Genomic DNA, 17,517 nt, shown 5'->3' on the forward strand with positions numbered 1-17,517 from the left:
CGCGCCCGGCCCCCCCTCACCACCCCTGTGGAAAACGTTGTCCACAGGCGAGAACAAGCCACCTCGATGATCTGCATACTGAGCCGCACAAGGGGACCGAGTCGACCGATCCGTAGCAGCGAACCGATCCGCGTGCTGAGGGGCGGCGCGGCCGTCGCGTGTCGTCGCGCGACCGCCGCACCGCCCACTCGGTCCGGGTCCGGCCTGGCTGTACCGAACACGCCGCTAGGCCGTGCCTACCACTTCTGTCCGGCCTGCTGCTTCGTCGTGGCGTTGAGGCGGTTGAACAGGTTGCTGACGGAGATGTGCAGCACGAGCGCCGCGAGCTCCTGCTCGTTGAAGTGCTTGGCGGCCTCGTTCCACACCGCGTCCGGAACCGGGTCCTCGCGGTCGCTCAGCCGCGTGACGTGCTCGGTGAGCGCGAGCGCCGCGCGCTCGGAGTCGGTGTAGAAGGGGGTCTCCCGCCACGCGCCGACGGAGAAGATCTTCTCGTCGCTCTCACCCGCCTTGCGCGCCTGGCCGGACGCCGACTCCACGCAGGGGGCGCAGCCGTTGATCTGGCTCGCGCGCAGGTGGCTCAGCGCGAGCAGACCCGCCGGGACGCCGCCCGCGTAGGTGGCCTTGTACAGGCTCTGGATGGCCTGCATCGCGTCGGGGAGGACCATCGCCGGGTTCTGCATCCGTGCTTCCATGACTGCTCTCCTTCAGAGATCTACTGCGATCGTTCAGCGGCGACGCTGGCTCGATCCCATCGGTCGGGATCCGCGTCACTGGTCTGACGGGTCCCGGCTCAGGAGTGTGACCGGAGGGGAGGAAGATTTTTCCGCGCGGACGACGAAGCGGCCCCGCCGGGCGTCAGGTTCCCGGCGGGGCCGCACGTCACGCGCTGATCCGTAGATCAGTACTACTCGTACTACCCAGGCGGTAGCACGCCCTGCGGTACTACTCCGTGATCTTGATCAGCTGACCCTCGGTGCCGACCGAGTTGTTGGTCACGTAGATCTCGTTGTTCGGGCCGACGGCCAGGCCGGTGGACATCGCCAGCTTGCCGTCGGTCGGGATCTCGGTGACCGCCTTGGTCTTGACGTCGATCCGGTTCAGCTTGCCCGGCAGCGGCGGGCCCTGCTGCTGGAAGCCGCCGGTCAGGGTCAGCGCGATCAGGTTGCCGTTCTTGTCCGTGGCCAGGTCGGTCACCGCGGTCAGACCGCTGGCGAAGACCTCAGCGCGGTGGCCCGGCACGATCCGCCAGATGCGCGAGGCACCCGGACGCAGACCGCCCATGTCGGCGACGTAGAACGCGCCGTCCGCGCCCTTGACGATGCCGCTGGGCACCGCCTGGACCTTGACCGTGCCGTCGGCCGCGACCGTCTTGGCCTGCGGGGCGAGGGACTCCAGGGCCTTCTTCTCCTTGGCCGAGGGGGCCGCGGCGCCGCCCGGCGCCGGGAGCTCGTTGTCCGGGAAGATCGCCTCGGTGGTGGTGCGGCCGCCGAAGCCGACGCCGATCAGGTCGTTGGCGCCGGCGTCCGTGACCAGGAAGCCGCGGCCGTTGCGGGCGAAGCGCCACGGGTTGCTGTGGATGGACGCTTCCTCGGGGTTGGCCGGGTGGCCGAGGATCCAGTCCGGGTCCAGCAGCGTCTCGTGCTTGACCGGGTCGCCGACGACCCAGCCGCTCGCCGTCTGGAGCGTGCCGAGCTTGGCCGCGTCCGCGCCGAGCTTGTCGCGGTCGTCCGTGCCGCCGCCGAAGCCGCTGAGGACGAGGTAGCCCGACCCGTTGGCCTCCACGTCGTTGGGGCCGGCGGCCGAGATCGGCTCGTACGGGTTGGTCGGGGCCACCGCCGAGGACGCCAGGCCGGTGACGACGCGGCCCTGCTGGGTGCCCTTGACGCGGTAGATGGAACCGGTCAGTCCGACGCACTTGGTGCCCGGCGCGCAGCCCGGCTTGCCCACGCCCGACTCGGCGACCAGGACCGTCCCGTCCGCCTGGACGGAGAGGCCGCGGGGGTTGTTGAGCTTGCTCGCAATGACCTCAATGTTGGCAGTGGCACCCGCGGTGGTACCGGCGGCCTTCGCCTCCTTCGGCGAGGCCTGTGCCGGGCCGGGGATCAGCGTGACGGCCAGGGTGCCCACCGCCGCCGCTGCCACGAAGGCCCCACTCCAAGACCTGCGTATTCTCGACATGTCTCTCCCTCATCATGGCGTGCCCCCGTCATTGGGAGCCGACTCAACCGGCGCCACGATAGACGCTTCTACCTCAACCGTCCTGTATTCGCAGGTAAGTTGTAAGCCCTGTCCGACTGCGCCCCATCCGCAGTTGCACACTTGATTCGCACTCGGAATTCACTGGTGCCGAACTCGCGCCGAATTTCGGCCAACGAGGGGCGGGTTTTCGCGCGTTGAGTGGTTGTTCGCCGCCGGGCGCGGCTCTAGAGTCTGCCGGGCGACGCCCATAGTTTCCGGTATCCCGGTAATTGAGACTCTTGATACCGCTGCGCAACCGCCGATGGAGGATACGCATGCCCCCAATTCCGCCCGCCCGAGTCGTCCGCATCGTCGAAGGGGTGCGCGCGCGGGTGCAGCGCCTCGCCCAGCTGATGGTGCCCGCGCCGATCGCCGTCCTCGAACTCGCCCAGGGCGCCTGGGTGTCCCAGGCGATCTACGTGGCGGCCGAACTGAAGATCGCCGACCAGCTCGCCGACGGCCCGCTGTCCTCGGAGGAGATCGCCCGGCGGATCGAGGCCGACCCGGACGCGGTCCACCGGCTGCTGCGCGCCCTCGCCAGCTACCGGATATTCAGCGAGCAGAGCGACGGCCGCTTCAAGCTGACGCCCATGGCCGACGCGCTGCGCACCGGCACGCCGATGTCGATGCGCGACATGGCCCTGTTGACAGGTCACCCCGCGAGCTGGGAGGACTGGGGTGCGCTCATCCACACCGTGCGCACCGGTCAGCCGAGCCTCGAGAAGAACCGCGGCATGCACGCGTACGAGTACCTGGGCCAGAACCCGGAATTCGCCGAGATCTTCCTCAACGGCATGGGCACGCTCTCGAATATGGAGACCGAGCCCATTCTCGCCGCGTACGACTTCTCCAAGTACAAGACCCTCGTCGACGTCTTCGGCGGTCGCGGCGGTCTGCTGTCCGCGATCCTCAAGAAGACGCCCGCGTCGAAGGGCATCCTCTTCGATTCCCGGGCGGACGAGCTCGGCGCCGACGCGTTTCTCACCGAAGAGGGCGTGGTCGACCGGGTCGAGATCGACAAGGGCGATCTCTTCGGTCCGCTGCCGGCCGGTGCCGACGCCTATCTGCTGAAGCACATTCTGCATGAATGGCCGGAGCCGAAGGCGCTGGAGATCCTCAAGAACGCCCGTGAGGCAATCAGCCCCGACGGCCGCCTGCTCGTCATGGAATTCGTGCCTCCGGAGGGCAACGCGGCGCACCCCGCCAAGCTCGTCGACCTGTGGCTGATGATCCTGGTCGGCGGCAAGGAGCGCACGGAGCGCCAGTACTCGGAGATCCTGCGCGCCACCGGCTTCCAGCTGGACCGCATCGTGCAGACCGCCGCGGGCGTCTCCATCGTCGAGGCGCGCCCGGTCTGATCCGGCCCCACCTCGCGTACGTACGAGGAAGCTCCTGGCGGAACGATCCGCCAGGAGCTTCTTCGTGTACGGGAGCTTCTTCGTGCGACAGGTACGGCGGGGAACTACTCCAGCCCCGCCAGCCTCAGCAGCAGCCCCTTCACCTCGGTGGCCTCCACCGCGTCGCCCACCGCATCCGGAGCCGAGCACAGCAGCAGGGGCCCGTCCTGCGGGTCGTCGGGGAGCCGTCCGTGGCTGCCCCGGACCGGCGACGGGTCCAGCGGCACGACCGCCATCCGGTAGCGCATCCCCAGCTTCTTGCGCGCCAGCGCCTTCGCGGCCTTGACCTTCACATACGGGTCGAGCGGGTCCATGAACAGCTCGACCGGGTCGTAGCCGGGCTTGCGGTGGATCTCGACGAGCTGGGCGAAGTCGGGGGCGCGGTCGTCGTCGAGCCAGTAGTAGTACGTGAACCAGGCGTCCGGCTCCGCGACCGCGACCAGTTCGCCCGAGCGCGGGTGGTCTAGGCCGAAGCTCTTCTTGCCCTCGTCGTCGAGGAGTTGGTCGATGCCCGCCAGGTCCGCGAGGGCCTCGCGGGTGGCGTCCAGGTCCTCGGGCCTGCGCACATAGATGTGCGCGAGCTGGTGGTCGGCCACCGCGAAGGCGCGGGACGCCATCGGGTCCAGGTACTCCATGCCGTCCTGGGTGTGGACTTCGAGCAGCCCGGCGCGGCGCAGCGCGCGGTTGATGTCCACGGGCCGGCTGACGCGCGTGATGCCGTACTCCGACAGGGCCACCACCGTGCGGCCCGCCGCCTGGGCGTCGTCGAGCAGCGGCGCCATGGCCGCGTCCAGGTCTGCGGCCGCCCGGTAGGAGCGCGGGTCGTCGGGCCCGAACCGCTGCAGGTCGTAGTCCAGGTGCGGCAGGTAGCACAGCGCCAGGTCGGGAGCGCGGGTCGCCAGGATGTGCCGGGTGGCGTCGATGATCCACTGGGAGGAGACGATGTTCGCGCCGGGTCCCCAGAAGGTGAAGAGGGGGAACGTGCCGAACTTGTCGTGGAGTTCGTCGTGGAGCGCCGGGGGCCGGGTGTAGCAGTCGGGCTCCTTGCGGCCGTCGGCGTAGTAGACCGGACGCGGGGTGACCGTGATGTCGGTGTCCGCGCCCATCGCGTACCACCAGCAGATGTTCGCGACCGTGTAGCCCGGGTGGGCGCGGCGGGCCGCGTCCCACAGCTTGTCGCCCTCGACCAGGCCGTTGTGCTGGCGCCACAGGAGGACTTCGCCGAGGTCGCGGAAGTACCAGCCGTTGCCGACGATGCCGTGCTCGGCGGGGAGCGCGCCGGTCAGGAACGTGGACTGGGCGGCGCAGGTCACGGCCGGGAGCACCGTGCCCAGCCGCGCCTTGGAACCGGAGCCCGCGAGCGCCTTGAGGCGCGGCATGTGCTCGAGCAGCTTGGGGGTCAGCCCGACGACGTCCAGGACGAGGAGCGGGGTGGGGGCGTCGGTCATGGCAGTTCCTTGAGGCCGAGGTCGGTCAACAGGTCCCGGGCGAGGGTGAGTTCGGCGGCGATGCCGTCGGCGAGCTGGTCCCGGTCGCGCGGGCGCAGCTCGGCGGGCAGGGCCTGCCAGGTGTACGTCTCGACCTCCAGGTGGCGGGTGTGCGCGACCGGGCCGCCGACCAGGCCCGCCAGGGCCTCGCGCAGCACGGGCAGCGTGGAGGTCAGCGGCGCTACCGGCCGCGCGTGCAGCGGTACGTGGAAGTGCGCGCGCCAGGGCGCGGTGTCCGGCAGGGCCTGACCCGCCAGGGCCTCGTCGAGGTCGTCGGTGCCGAGGAGCCCGGCGCCGCTCCTGGTGCGGGTCTGGTGCAGGAAGCGCGGCTCGGCGAACTCGGCGAGCGCGGCACGGACTTCGGGCCGGTCCGGCTGCTCGGCGTGCAGCGCGGCCGAGAGCTGGACCTTGGGGATCGCGACCCCGGCGGCGTGCAGCGCGTCGATCGCCGTCGACGGGTCCTCGAAGGAGGTGGCCAGATGGCAGGTGTCGACGCAGATGCCGATGCGCGGCGAGCCGATCGCGGTGAGCGGGGCGATGGCGTCGGCGGTGGTCTCGACCGTGCAGCCGGGCTCCGGCTCCAGGCCGATCCGGATCGACTTCCCGGTCTCCTCCTCCAGCGCGTCCAGGCGCCCCGCCAGCGCGCGCAGCGCGGCATGCGCCGTCTGCTGCGCCGCCGCGTCGAAGCCGGTGCGCCAGGCGAGCGGCAGGGTGGAGATGGTGCCCTCGGTGACGTCGTCGGGGAGCAGCGCGGTGAGCAGCCGGGCCAGGTCGGCGGTGTGCTCCAGGCGTTCCGGATCGGTCCAGTCCGGCTTGTAGACACGGTACTTGACCTCCTCGGCGCCGAAGCCGTCGTACGGGAAGCCGTTGAGGGTGACGACCTCCAGACCGCGTCCGTCGAGCTCGGCGCGCAGCCCGCGCAGCGCGGCCGGGTCGGCGCTCAGCTCCTCGGCCGCGCCCCGGGCCAGCCACAGGCCGATGCCGAGCCGGTCGGTGCCCAGGCGCCGGCGCACCGGCTCGCAGTGGTCGCGGAGCTGGGCGAGGACGCCGTCGAGGGTCTCGGCGGGGTGGACGTTGGTGCAGTACGCGAGGTGGACCGTGGAGCCGTCGGGGTGGCGCAGTCGCATGGGCTCACTCGCCGCCGCGGAGGATGGAGTTGCCCTCGTGCAGGGCCTCCGGGGCGGTCGGGTCGAGGTCGAGGCGGCCGCTCAGCCCGTAGAAGGCGACCGGGTTGCGCCACAGCACCAGGTCCACCGCGTCCTCGTCGAACCCGGCCTTCAGCATCGCGTCGGCGACCTTGCGGGTCTTCAGCGGATCGCTCTTGCCCCAGTCCGCGGCCGAGTTGACCAGCACCTTCTCCGGGCCGTACTCGTCGAGGATGGCGACCATCCGGTCCTCGTCCATCTTGGTGTCCGGGTAGACCGAGAAGCCGAGCCAGGCGCCGCTGTCCTTGGCCTCGCGCACCGTCGTCTCGTTGAGGTGGTCGAGCAGCACCCGGTCGGTGGCGAGCGCCGACTCCCGTACGACGTCGATCGTGCGGCGCAGACCGGTGAGCTTGTCGCGGTGCGGGGTGTGGACCATCGCGGGCAGGCCGTGCTCGGCGGCGAGCTGGAGCTGGACGGCGAGCGCGTGGTCCTCGGCGGGCGTCATCGAGTCGTAGCCGATCTCGCCGACCGCCACCACGCCGTCCTTGACCAGATAGCGCGGCAGGTCGTCGAGGACGGGCGTGCAGCGCGGGTCGTTCGCCTCCTTGGGGTTGAGGGCGATCGTGCAGTGGTGGGCTATGCCGTACTGCGCGGCCCGGAACGGCTCCCAGCCGAGGAGCGCGTCGAAGTAGTCGAAGAAGCTGGCGGGCGAGGTGCGCGGCTGGCCCAGCCAGAACGCGGGCTCGACGACCGCCCGCACGCCCGCCGCGTACATGGCCTCGTAGTCGTCGGTGGTGCGGGACGTCATGTGGATGTGCGGGTCGAAGATGCGCATGGTCAGGACTCCTCGGCCCCGGTGAGGGCCAGTACGCGGTGCAGGTCGTCGGGGACGGGGCGGGCGGCGGCGGTACGTTCCTTCGCGTAGTCGCCGAGCATCCGGGCGAGTTCGGCGTCGCCGTGGGCGCGCTCCCGCAAGGAGGCGACGGCGTCCACGGACACGCCGGTGAACAGGCACTTCAGTACGGCGTGCCGCCAGGCGTGCGGGTCCAGGTGGGCCGCGGCGTAGGGGCCGACGGCCGCCGCCACCAGGCGGGTGTCGTTGGCGCGCAGCGCGTCCTCGACGAGCGGCACCCCGGCCGCCGCGTCGAGGCCGAGGTCCGGCAGCGCGAGCAGGACGGCGCGGCGCTCGGCCGCCGTGCCCTGCTGGTAGATCCGGGTCGCGGTGGGCGCGTCCACGCGGGCGGTGCGCAGCAGCAGGACGCGTGCCTCGTCCACGGCGTCGGCGCCGAGGTGGCGGCCCGCCGAGGCGAACCGCAGCTCCCAGGGCGCGGTGCCGTATCCGGTGACCGGGCGCTCGGCGGTGTGCGCCGCCTCGGCGAGCGCCTCGTCGAGCCAGGCACGGGCGGCGCCGCCCAAGCGGGCGTCGAGTTCCGCACGAGGTATCACGGCTAGGCTCCCTTCAGGGCCGAGGCGGCACCCGCGGTCAGCGGGCGCAGGAACTCCATGGAGCGGCGGGCCTGTTCGGGTCCCGCGTGCGAGTGGCGGGGCAGCTCGACGACGGTCAGGCCGCGGTAGCCGGTGGCGGCCAGCGCCTCCAGGACGGGCGGGAAGTCGATCTCGCCGTCCCCGAACGGCAGGTGCTCGTGCACCCCGCGCCGCATGTCCTCGATCTGGACGTGCCGCAGCCAGGGCGCGGCGGCGCGCACGCACTCCGCGGGCGACTGCGGCTCCAGGCACTGGCAGTGCCCGATGTCGAGGGTCAGCCCCAGCGGTTCCGGGTCGCCCAACTGCTCGCGCAGCCGGTGGAAGTCGGCGAGGGTGGCGAGGAGGTGGCCGGGCTCGGGCTCGATCGCGAGCGGCACACCGGCGTCCGCGGCCGCGTCCACGACCGGGGCGAGGGCCTCCCCCAGCAGCTTCCAGGCGGTGTCCTCGTCGGTGCCGTCGGGCGTGATGCCGCTGAAGCAGTGCACGGCGTGCGCGCCGAGGTCGGCGGCGACGCGGACGGCCGTGACGAGCAGGTCGGTGCGGCGGGCGCGGGCGTCGGGGTCCGGGTCGAGGAGGGACGGGCCGTGCTTGCGCCTGGGGTCCAGTACGTACCGGGCGCCCGTCTCGACCGTCACGCCGAGGCCGAGCTCGCCGAGCCGCCGGGCCACGCGGCGGGTGCGGGCGGGGAGTTCGGGGGCGAGCGGGTCGAGGTGCATGTGGTCGAGGGTCAGCCCCACGCCCTCGTAGCCGAGGTCCGCGAGGAGGCCCAGGGCGTCGTCGAGGCGGAGGTCGGTGAGGCCGTTGGTGCCGTAGCCGAGGCGGATGCGGGGGTCTTGGGTGCTCATGTGGGGCTCACTTTGCGTGCGAGCTTGCGGGCTACGGGGATGAGGGTGGTGAGGGCTGCGGCGGTGCGGAGGCTTCCCGACCTTGCCGCCAGCGCCGCCTGGAGCGGGATCATGGCCTTGATGCCGCCGCCGACGGCCCGTTGGGTCAGTGGGGGTGAGGGGTTGAGGGTGGCGTGGAGGTAGGGCTTGGCGGCGGTGGCCACGTAGACGGCGGCGAGTCCTGCTCGGGCCAAGTCGCTTGGAGCTGCTGGGGCTCCGCCCCAGACCCGTGTTCGGCTGCGGGCCGTGGGTGGGTTGTGCCCACCCGTTCCTCCCCCAGTGTCCGAAGGACCTGGGGGGACCCCCAGCGGAACGCCTGCCAACAACGGGAGGGAGTGGTCGGTGACGGCGTGCGGCAACGGGGTGCGGGCGGCGGTCAGTGCGCCCAGGAGCGTGGTCACGCCCAGGGCCGCCAGTGGGGCGCCCGCCGCTCCCCCCTGTGTCTCGTTTCGGGACACCGTTGTCACCGCGTATGTGTGGGCGCCCAGGGCCGTTGCCGGGAGCAGGGGGGGCTTTGTCAGCCTGCCTGTTGTGGCCGTGGCGCCCAGGAGGAGGTCCAGGGAGCGGGCCGTGGCCATTGCCGCCGGGCCCGCCGGCGTGTGCTTCAGGCGCAGGTCGTACGCCCACACCGTGCCCGCGAGCGCCGTCGCCACCAGGCCCGCCGGGCGGCCGGCGCGGTAGGCCAGTGCCAGGCCCGCGCCGGTGAGTCCGGCCGCCGCCGCCAGGGCCGCGGCCGGTTTGACGCGGCCGGACGGGATCGGGCGGTGCGGGCGGTCGACGGCGTCCTCGTCGCGGTCCGCCCAGTCGTTCAGGGCCATCCCCGCCTCGTACAGGCAGAGGGAGGCGCCCACGGCGAGCGCGGTGCGCCGGTTGGGGCGCAGCCCGGCGGCCGCCGCCCCCGCGAGGGCGTCGCCGGGAACGGTGAACAGGGCCGAGACGCGCAGGAGTTCGGCCCAGTCGCGCAGCACCGGCTTCACCGGGCCTCCCGCAGCCGCTCGGCGAACGACAGCAGGGCGCCGTACTGCTCGGCCAGCGCCGAGGAGCCGCCGTCCGGGTCCTTGAAGTAGAAGCCCAGCTCGGGGCGCGGGCCGGTCAGCCCGGCCTCGTGGGCGCGGGCGGTGAGGCGGGCCAGGTCGAGGACGAGCGGCGCGGCGAGCGCCGAGTCGCAGCCCTGCCAGATGGTCTGGAGCACCATCCGTGAGCCGAGGAAGCCCTCGAAGACGATGTGGTCCCAGGCGGTCTTCCAGTCGCCCAGCGCCGGGACGTCGTCGATGTGCACCTCACCCTCGGGCAGCGTGCCGAGGTTGTCCTCCAGGACGCGGTTCTTGCCCGCGTTCTTGGCCGCCGCGGCCGCCGGGTCGGCGAGCGACGCCCCGTCCCCGCCACCGAGCAGATTGCTGCCGGACCACGCCCGTACGGCCAGCGCGCGCTGGCGGAACATCGGGGCGAGCACCGCGCGGAGCAGGGTCTGGCCGGTCTTGCCGTCGCGGCCCGCGTACGGGACGCCGGCCGCGTCGGCCGCCGCCTCCAGGTCCGGGTGGCGCAGACCGGTCGACGGGGTGAAGTTGACGTACGCGCACCCGGCGCGCAGGGCGGCCGCCGCGTACAGCGAGGAGGCGGGCAGCCGGGTGTCGCCGTCGGCGGGCGCGGGCTCGGTCGAGGAGACGTTGACGACGACGGTGCGGGCCACTCCCGTACGGCGGGCGAAGTCGGTGATGTCGGCCGCGAAGGCGGCGATCAGCTCCTCGTCGTCGCGGGTGTCGCCGGGCAGCGGGCCGCCCATGCGCATCTCCTCGTCGGCGGCGGCGAGTTCGGCGCGCACGGCGGCGGGCAGCCCGTGCGGGAGCACTCCCCCGGCGGCGAGCTCCTCGGCCCGCTTGGGCAGCGGGCTGCTGGCGACGTCGTGGCCGCCGAAGACGAAGGACGACAGGTCGGGAAGTCCGGTCCCGGCGAAGTCGGGGGTCTCGGTGACCATGCCGGTGGCGGGCTGGAGCCCGGCGGCGACGGCGGCGCAGCCGGCGACCGCCGTGGTGGCGACGGAGCCGCGGGCTCCGATGAACCAGACCCCCGTCCGGGGGCCTTGGTCGCGGGTATCTGCGTAAGGGGACACGGACAGCCTCCTGGTTACGTCAGCGCGTTGAAGCCTTTCCAACCTGACGGAAGTGGCGGCTGGTTGGGCAGCTGTTCGAACGTATCGATGATCCGCCGGTCGGCGGACCGGTGCGGGTGTGCCGCAGTTGCACGGGCCAACGGGCGGAGTGCTGGCGCGGGCGTCGGGCCCGCGCCAGCACTCCTGCCGCGTCGCTCTTCACTTGTGCGCGGTGTTCAGCGCTCACCGGCGCTGTCACGGCCGGCGCCCGGCCGGTTCACTCGGCCCGCTGCTGGAGCTGCTCGGCCAGGGTCTGCCAGGCGGCCGCACAGCTGCGCGCGAGGTCGGCGACCTCGGGCGCCCAGTGACCGGGCAGTCCGCGGCCGAGGGTCTCCATGCCCTCGCCGTCCACGGTGTAGTGGTGGAGCCAGCGCAGGGTGCGCCGGCCCGCCTCGTTGAGCCGCAGCGAGGGGTCCTCGCTCAGCTTGGCCAGCAGCTTCTGCCGGTCGACCGACACCTCCCGACGCTCGCTGCGGGCGCTCACCGCGCGCTGCGTCTGACGGGGCACCACGGGCGTGCCCGGCGCCGGGCTCTGGCCCGCGGCCGTGCGGTAGCGGCCCGGCACGGGGTCCTCGCCCCGGTCGATGCGCTGGCGCACGTCCCGCACGGTGGCCGGGGAGAGGCCGGTCGCCCGGGCCACCTCGCGCAGCCCCGCGTTGGGCCGCTCGTGGATCATCGCGGCGGCCTGCTGGCGGCGGTATCCGCTGTCCAGCGGGCGCAGGCGGCCGTCGCGGCCGAGGCGCGCGTTCGACTGCGGAGCGTCCGCCGAGGAGCGGGACCGGATCCGGGAAATGGTCTTGTCGGACAGGCCCACGGCGGCCGCGACCGCCCGGTCCGACCACTGCGGGTGGGTCATGATGATGCGCGCGGCGGCCACCGAGCGGTCGGACCGCGACAGCGGCAGACCGTGGGTGACGTTGGCCTTGACCGCGAGGACGTATGCGGCGCCCTCGTCGCAGTCGACCATCCGGGCCTGGATGGTGGTGCGGCCGTTGAGGAGCGCGGCACGCACCCGGTGGGTACCGTCGATGACGCGCATCGACGAACGGTGGACGGTGATCGGCGGCAGCGAGTCGCCGGCCTCGGCGAGCACGCGCACGTGGTCCTCGTCCGCGCCGCCGAGACGGGGCGAGTCCTCGAAGACCAGGGAGTCGATGCGTACTTCACCGGCGGGATGCGACTCGATCCAGACCATGGAGGTCACGACCTCGTCGAGGTCCGCCGCGTGGATCTTCAGTAACTGATCGTCAATCGATTGCTCGGCCAGACTCACTTTGCGCCCCCTCGCAATGAATCGGAACCGGAATCCACTTCCGGTGTGCGAAATGAAAGGCGACCGGCGAAGCCTTGTCAACCACCCTGGAGCCGGTTCGCGAGGCCCGGATTCCCGTGCGGGACAAGGGGGTTCACGCGCGCGCGAGCCGCCCGCGGGGCAGCCCGAAGGGCCCCCGGAGCGGTGCGTACCGCACTGCTGTACGAGGGCAAACGTCGGACCGTCAGAGCGGAAGTTCAGGTTCCGTCAAGCGCGGACAACCTTCTGTACCGTCGGACGTGAACAGTCGTGGGGATCGGCCCACTGAGTGGAGCCGGACGTTCGGCAACCGTCAGAGGAGGGGGCGGAATCACACATTCCGCCCGGTTGATCGGCTTCGCACTCGTGATGCTCCCCGGGCCGTCGCCCGCGCCCGGGGTAACCACCGGTCGCACTTCCGGCGCGAGGCGGTGGGGCAACTCCACCCTGCTGGCGCGAACTTGGCCGGTTTATTGGCCGAGAACAGACCCGGAACCTGTCACACCGGCGTGACGGGCCCCGGGCCTGCTGGGCGTCAGGCGGCGCAGATGCCGTCGACCGCGACTTTCTCGTACAGATGGGGCGAGACGGTGCACCCCTCCGGGTAGCCCTCACCGCCCGGGTGGAAGTCGGGGTTGCTGTGCGCCGCCGCCAGATGGGCGGCGGACTGCCAGACCGCGACGTTCACCAGGATCCGGCTGCCGGCGATGCCCCGGTGCATCTGCGTGGAGACGAAGCCGGGCTGCCGCGTGAAGTATGCGGCGTCCTCGCGCCAGAGCGCCAGGAACTCCTCGGCCTTGCCCTCCGGCACGGTGAAGGTGTTGACGAGCACGACCGGGCCGGTCCGCTCCTGGAGTTGCCGTGTATAGGGAGTGGTCTCGTCGGCCTCCACGAATTCGATCACGTGACCTCCTGCGGTTCGGACGGGACGAGCGGGGCGACGCGGGTCAGCGCGGCGAGCCGAACCAGCGCGCCAGCGCGTCGAGCAGTTCGCCGCCGTCCGGGGAGACCCAGGCGACGTGTCCGTCGGGACGCAGGAGGACGGCGTCCGGGGTCGTCCCCTCGGCCGTGTCCGCCGGCACCCAGCCGTCCGGGACGATGTCCACCCGGTCCGACCAGCCCGCGTCGGTGACGATGTCGATCCGGTCGGACCAGCCGGCCGCGAGCTTGGCAGGCCCGGTGCTGCCGTCCGCGACGACCAGGACGCCGCGCGCCGGGTGCAGCAGCCGGGACACCCGGGTGGTGGAGCCGTCCCCGAGCTTGACCTCGCGGTCGGGCATCCGCAGCCCGAGCAGCGGGTGGCCGGTGGCGCCGCCCATGTCGTAGCGGATACCGAGCCCGCTGACGTGCCCGGCCAGGCGCCGTGCCGCGTCGGGCGACTGCACCAGCTCGCGCATCACCTGGCGCATCGGCTCCATCTCGTCGCCGGTGAGATAGAGGGAGGCCTGGGCGAGGGTGTTGCGCAGCAACTTCTCGCCCACCGGGTGCCGTTCGGCCTGGTAGGTGTCGAGCAGGCCCTCCGGCGCCCAGCCGTTGACGGTGGCGGCCAGCTTCCAGCCGAGGTTCACCGCGTCCTGGACGCCGACGCTCAGCCCCTGGGCGCCGGCCGGGATGTGGATGTGGGTGGAGTCGCCGGAGAGCAGGACCCGGCCCCGCCGGTACTCGGCGGCCTGGCGCGTGGCGTTGGTGAACGCGCTGACCCACTTGGTCTCGGCGCCGTGCAGCGACTGCCCGGTGAGCTCCTGCCAGGAGTCGGCGATCTCGCTGAACGTCAGCTTGCTGTTGTCGCGGGGCGTGAGCTTCGCCGGATGGATGATGATCCGGGTCACCCCCTCCTCCAGCCGGATCGCCATCACCATGCCGCCGTCGACCCGCTCGCCGATGACGCGCGGCTTGATGTCGGGGCGGTCCACGACGTCGGCCACGTACATGCCCCGGGTGGCCTCGCGGCCGGGGAACTCGATGCCGGCCAGCTTGCGGATCCTGGAGCGCCCGCCGTCGCAGCCCACCAGGTACCGGGCGGTGTGCTCGGCGCGGCCGTCCGGCCCCTCCACCACTGCCGTGATGTCGTCGGAGCCTTCCCGGTAGTCGACCACCTCGTAGCCGCGGCGCACGTCCACGCCGAGGTCGGTGACCCACGCCTCCAGGATCTCCTCGATGCGGTACTGGGGCACTCCGCGGATGCCGAAGTGGTTGTCCTCCAGGGCCGTGAAGTCGATGCGCACGCCACCGAAGTGGCCCTCGTTGCCTATCTCGATGTCACCGAAACGGGCCAGCAGCCCCCTTTGGTGGAACACCTCGGCGGCGCGCCGGGTGAAGCCCACCCCGCGCGACTCGCCGCTCGGGGTGGCTCTCTGCTCGTAGACAACGACGTCCACGCCGTTCAGTCGGAGTTCGCCGGCCAGCATCAGCCCGACCGGTCCGGCACCGGCAATGATCACGCCAGTTCCCATTTTTCGCCCTCCTGGATGAGATATGCGAGATCGAATTCAGCACTTCGGGAATGAACTCGCAACGCTTCTCGATGCCGCTCAGCGGCCTATCGAGCTCGAAAACGGAGCGTTGAATGTGATCATGCTCAGCGGCTCAGGAAAAGACCTTTCGGGCCGCCGAAGAAGTCTGCAACCCGTCGATCAGGGGCGTCAAGGGGAATGAGTCCTGCTGTTTTTCTTGATCTTTTCCAGGCACACCCCCCGGCCACTCAGGCAAGCCTTATCGAATTATCCGCCATACTCTTCTCGGTGATCCTTTTCCGCTCTCCGAAAAGGATCAATGGAGCGGAATAGGAATGGTGCATTCAGGAGACCGTAATGGCTCATTCCAGATAGCCGACAGCACGCCAAGATCCACTTCTCCGCTCGACATCGACTTTCCGCGGTTGCCCTCTTGACTGGGCGAATTGGATGTTGGAAAGGTGATCCGCGCAGAACACCAGACTTAATAAGGAGAGCCACGATGTCCTCCGCAGTCACGCAGAAGCTCACCGTTTTTCTGGCGTTCCCGCGGGATGCCGAGGAGGCAGTGACGTTCTATACGTCCCTCTTCGACGACTCCGAGGTGATCAACACCATCCGGGCCCGCGCCGGGGAGCCCGGCTGGACGGAGGGGACCCTGCAGCACGCGGTCTTCACCATCGCCGGCCAGCAGTTCATGTGCATCAACATTCCGCCGGACGGCGCCCGGGGCTCCGACCACGCCCCCTGGGACACCTACGCGTTCTCCCCCGCGATGGCGGTGTACATCCAGTGCGACTCCGACGAGGAGTTCGACCGGGTCTTCGCGGGCCTCTCCGAGAAGGGCGAGGTGATCATGCCGGTCGGCACCTACGGCTTCAGCGCCAAGTTCGCCTGGGTCAATGACCAGTTCGGCGTCTCCTGGCGGATCAACCTTTCCGAGAGCAAGGTCAAGTAACCGCACCTGCCCCGCGCCCCACCCGCTCCACCTCGCTCCACCGTCGGCCATGAGGCACCGCTGCCTCATGGCCGACGCTTCCCTGCGGAACTTTTCTTTCACAATCCCATTACTTACCGGTCAGTCACTTATTCCCGGCGCCCGCCGCCCGGCCGCCCACTGACCGCTTTTTGTCCACCGCCCGCAATTTCCGTGCCGGGTTCCGCCCTGCCCGGATTTCCCGTGCCCGTGTCGTGTTGCCTTCGCAAAATGCAAGACATCCGTCGGACGTCCCCCCTTGACCACGGGAGAGCACATGATCTTGGTAACCGGCGCGACCGGGAACGTCGGCAGAAACATCGTCGACGAGCTGCTGAAATCGGGGGAGCAGGTGCGGGCCATCGCACGCGACCCCGCCAAGTCCGCCCTGCCGGGCGAAGTGGAGGTCCTGGCGGCCGACCTGAGCCGGCCCGATACCCTGGCCGCGGCCCTGCGCGGGGTCGAACGCCTCTACCTCTGGCCGGTGTTCGGCCAGCTCCAGGGGGCCGTCGACGCCATCGCGCAAGCCGGGGTGCAACATGTCGTCATGCTGTCTTCGGAGGCGGTCACCTATGCTGCCGAGGAGCCGCACATCGCGTGCGAGAAGGCAGTCGTCGAGTCGGGAATGCCGTGGACGTTCCTGCGGCCGAGCGCGTTCATGTCCAACGATCTCCTCTGGATACCCCAGATCGCCAAAGACGGAGTGGTGCACGGTGTGTACGGAAGTTCCGCGATGGCGCCGATCCATGAGCGCGACATCGCGGCGGTCGCGGTGAAGTCCCTGCTCGCGGCGGAATCCGGAGTGATCCATTCGATCACCGGGCCCCAGTCGCTCAGTCCGCAGGAGCGGGTGCGCATGATCGGTGCCGCGCTCGGCATCCCCACCCGCTTCCAGGAAGTGCCGCGCGAACGCGTCCGCGAGCAGATGGTCAAGTACCTCTCGGGGTACGTGGCCGACCAGATCCTCGACCGGCGCCGGGAGACGCAGGGGGAGGTCGCAGCAGTGCTTCCCACCGTCGACGTCGTCACCGGCCGGCCGGCCTACACGTACGCCGAGTGGATCACCCACCACGAGGCGGAGCTCCGCCCCGTACCCCAGCTCTGACACTTTGTGAGGTGCACTGTGCATTCCGCCGTCAACGAGACCTTGAACTCGCTGGACCGCACCCGCCGGCCCATCATCGGCATCACGGCCGTCGTGACCCAGATCAAGTTCGCGATCTTCGAGATGGACGCGACGTTCGTACCGCAGACGTTCGTCCAGAAGGTCGCCGACGCCGGCTGCATACCGGTTCTGCTGGCTCCGCAGCCCGGGATCGAGCAGGCCGTCGACGGGCTCGACGGTCTGCTCATGCTCGCCGGTCCGGATGCGGACCCGGAGCTCTACGGCCAGGAGAAGCACGAGAAGACCGGCTGGAACGACAAGGTCCGCGACCGGCACGAACTGGCCCTGCTGGAAGCCGCGTTGGCCTCCGACCTGCCCACCCTCGGCATCTGCCGGGGTGAGCAGCTGATGAACATCCTGCGCGGCGGCACGCTCCACCAGCACCTGCCGGAGATCGTCGGCCACGACAACCACTCCCCCGGCGGGAAGGAGTACGGCCAGCAGAAGGTGCGCCTCGAACCGGGCAGCCACCTCGCCAAGTTCCTCGCCAAGGACGTCGTGCCCTGCCACCACCACCAGGTCATCGACGAGGTCGGCGAGGGCCTGACGGTGACCGCCTGGTCCGAGGACGGAACGGTGGAGGCCATCGAGGTCAACGACCACCCGTTCGCGGTCGGGGTGCAGTGGCACGCCGAGGAGTCCGACGACGACAGCCCGTTCACCGCGCTCGCCGAGGCCGCGCGCCAGCGGATGACGGTACGGCGGGGCTAGTCGGTTCGGGGTCGCCATCCACCCCGGATTCCGTCACCGGTAGGGATCCGCTCAAGGAACGGCAGAGGCGCAGCACGGCCCGATGGCCGCGCTGCGCCTCTTGGTGTTGCATGGAGCGGTGTCCCCGTGCCACTCG

General features: G+C 71.0%; 16 protein-coding genes. 4 read left to right on the forward strand and 12 right to left on the reverse strand.

Annotation, left to right across the window (positions count from 1 at the left end; genetic code table 11):
- Positions 1-236: 236 nt before the first annotated feature.
- Positions 237-692, reverse strand: coding sequence for a carboxymuconolactone decarboxylase family protein (locus IE252_RS24195; RefSeq protein WP_190091577.1), 456 nt, complete (start codon positions 690-692; stop codon positions 237-239).
- Positions 693-942: 250 nt separating this feature from the next.
- The gene (locus IE252_RS24200) at positions 943-2,178 is read right to left on the reverse strand and encodes a ScyD/ScyE family protein (RefSeq protein ID WP_190091578.1); all 1,236 of its coding nucleotides are present in this window, start codon (positions 2,176-2,178) and stop codon (positions 943-945) included.
- A gap of 335 nt (positions 2,179-2,513) precedes the next feature.
- Between IE252_RS24200 and IE252_RS24205 the strand changes: the two genes are divergently transcribed.
- Positions 2,514-3,596 (forward strand): methyltransferase, encoded by a 1,083-nt coding sequence (locus IE252_RS24205; protein ID WP_190091579.1) that lies wholly within the window; start codon positions 2,514-2,516, stop codon positions 3,594-3,596.
- A 104-nt stretch (positions 3,597-3,700) separates the two neighbouring features.
- Here the strand turns inward: IE252_RS24205 and IE252_RS24210 are convergent, their stop codons facing one another.
- From IE252_RS24210 to IE252_RS24255, 10 genes are all read right to left on the reverse strand, one after another.
- Positions 3,701-5,083, reverse strand: a complete 1,383-nt coding sequence (locus IE252_RS24210; RefSeq protein WP_190091580.1) for an alkaline phosphatase family protein — start codon at positions 5,081-5,083, stop codon at positions 3,701-3,703.
- Positions 5,080-6,249: a metabolite traffic protein EboE gene (gene eboE / locus IE252_RS24215; RefSeq protein WP_190091581.1), complete on the reverse strand. Its 1,170-nt coding sequence runs from the start codon at positions 6,247-6,249 to the stop codon at positions 5,080-5,082. The genes IE252_RS24210 and eboE overlap by 4 nt, the downstream gene beginning before the upstream one ends.
- Positions 6,250-6,253: 4 nt before the next feature.
- Positions 6,254-7,102, reverse strand: coding sequence for a TatD family hydrolase (locus tag IE252_RS24220; RefSeq protein ID WP_190091582.1), 849 nt, complete (start codon positions 7,100-7,102; stop codon positions 6,254-6,256).
- A gap of 2 nt (positions 7,103-7,104) precedes the next feature.
- Positions 7,105-7,713, reverse strand: coding sequence for an EboA domain-containing protein (locus IE252_RS24225; RefSeq protein WP_190091583.1), 609 nt, complete (start codon positions 7,711-7,713; stop codon positions 7,105-7,107).
- A gap of 2 nt (positions 7,714-7,715) precedes the next feature.
- Positions 7,716-8,597 carry a sugar phosphate isomerase/epimerase family protein gene (locus IE252_RS24230; RefSeq protein WP_190091584.1) on the reverse strand — a complete coding sequence of 294 codons (882 nt, stop codon included), beginning with the start codon at positions 8,595-8,597 and terminating at the stop codon, positions 7,716-7,718.
- The gene (locus IE252_RS24235) at positions 8,594-9,613 is read right to left on the reverse strand and encodes an SCO3242 family prenyltransferase (RefSeq protein ID WP_190091585.1); all 1,020 of its coding nucleotides are present in this window, start codon (positions 9,611-9,613) and stop codon (positions 8,594-8,596) included. Before IE252_RS24235 ends, IE252_RS24230 begins: the two co-directional genes overlap by 4 nt.
- Entirely contained in the window at positions 9,610-10,752 is a 1,143-nt protein-coding gene (locus tag IE252_RS24240) for an inositol-3-phosphate synthase (protein ID WP_190091681.1), read from the reverse strand. The genes IE252_RS24235 and IE252_RS24240 overlap by 4 nt, the downstream gene beginning before the upstream one ends.
- A 250-nt stretch (positions 10,753-11,002) precedes the next feature.
- Complete coding sequence (locus IE252_RS24245) at positions 11,003-12,058, reverse strand: ParB/RepB/Spo0J family partition protein (RefSeq protein ID WP_190091586.1); 1,056 nt, start codon at positions 12,056-12,058, stop codon at positions 11,003-11,005.
- 553 nt (positions 12,059-12,611) lie between these two features.
- Positions 12,612-12,980 (reverse strand): antibiotic biosynthesis monooxygenase family protein, encoded by a 369-nt coding sequence (locus IE252_RS24250; protein ID WP_190091587.1) that lies wholly within the window; start codon positions 12,978-12,980, stop codon positions 12,612-12,614.
- Between the two features lie 43 nt (positions 12,981-13,023).
- Complete coding sequence (locus IE252_RS24255; protein ID WP_190091588.1) at positions 13,024-14,529, reverse strand: FAD-dependent monooxygenase; 1,506 nt, start codon at positions 14,527-14,529, stop codon at positions 13,024-13,026.
- A gap of 502 nt (positions 14,530-15,031) precedes the next feature.
- Here IE252_RS24255 and IE252_RS24260 point away from each other — a divergent pair.
- The 3 genes from IE252_RS24260 to IE252_RS24270 all read left to right on the forward strand — a co-directional run bounded on the left by IE252_RS24260 (position 15,032) and on the right by IE252_RS24270 (position 17,381).
- Positions 15,032-15,487, forward strand: a complete 456-nt coding sequence (locus IE252_RS24260) for a VOC family protein (protein WP_101390553.1) — start codon at positions 15,032-15,034, stop codon at positions 15,485-15,487.
- A 295-nt stretch (positions 15,488-15,782) separates the two neighbouring features.
- On the forward strand, positions 15,783-16,610 hold the full coding sequence (locus IE252_RS24265; RefSeq protein ID WP_190091589.1) for an SDR family oxidoreductase: 828 nt from the start codon (positions 15,783-15,785) through the stop codon (positions 16,608-16,610).
- An 18-nt stretch (positions 16,611-16,628) separates the two neighbouring features.
- Entirely contained in the window at positions 16,629-17,381 is a 753-nt protein-coding gene (locus IE252_RS24270; protein ID WP_190091590.1) for a gamma-glutamyl-gamma-aminobutyrate hydrolase family protein, read from the forward strand.
- Positions 17,382-17,517: the final 136 nt, after the last annotated feature.

It is taken from the genome of Streptomyces melanogenes (genome assembly GCF_014649795.1).
In the GTDB taxonomy this organism is placed as follows: Bacteria; Actinomycetota; Actinomycetes; order Streptomycetales; family Streptomycetaceae; genus Streptomyces; species Streptomyces noboritoensis.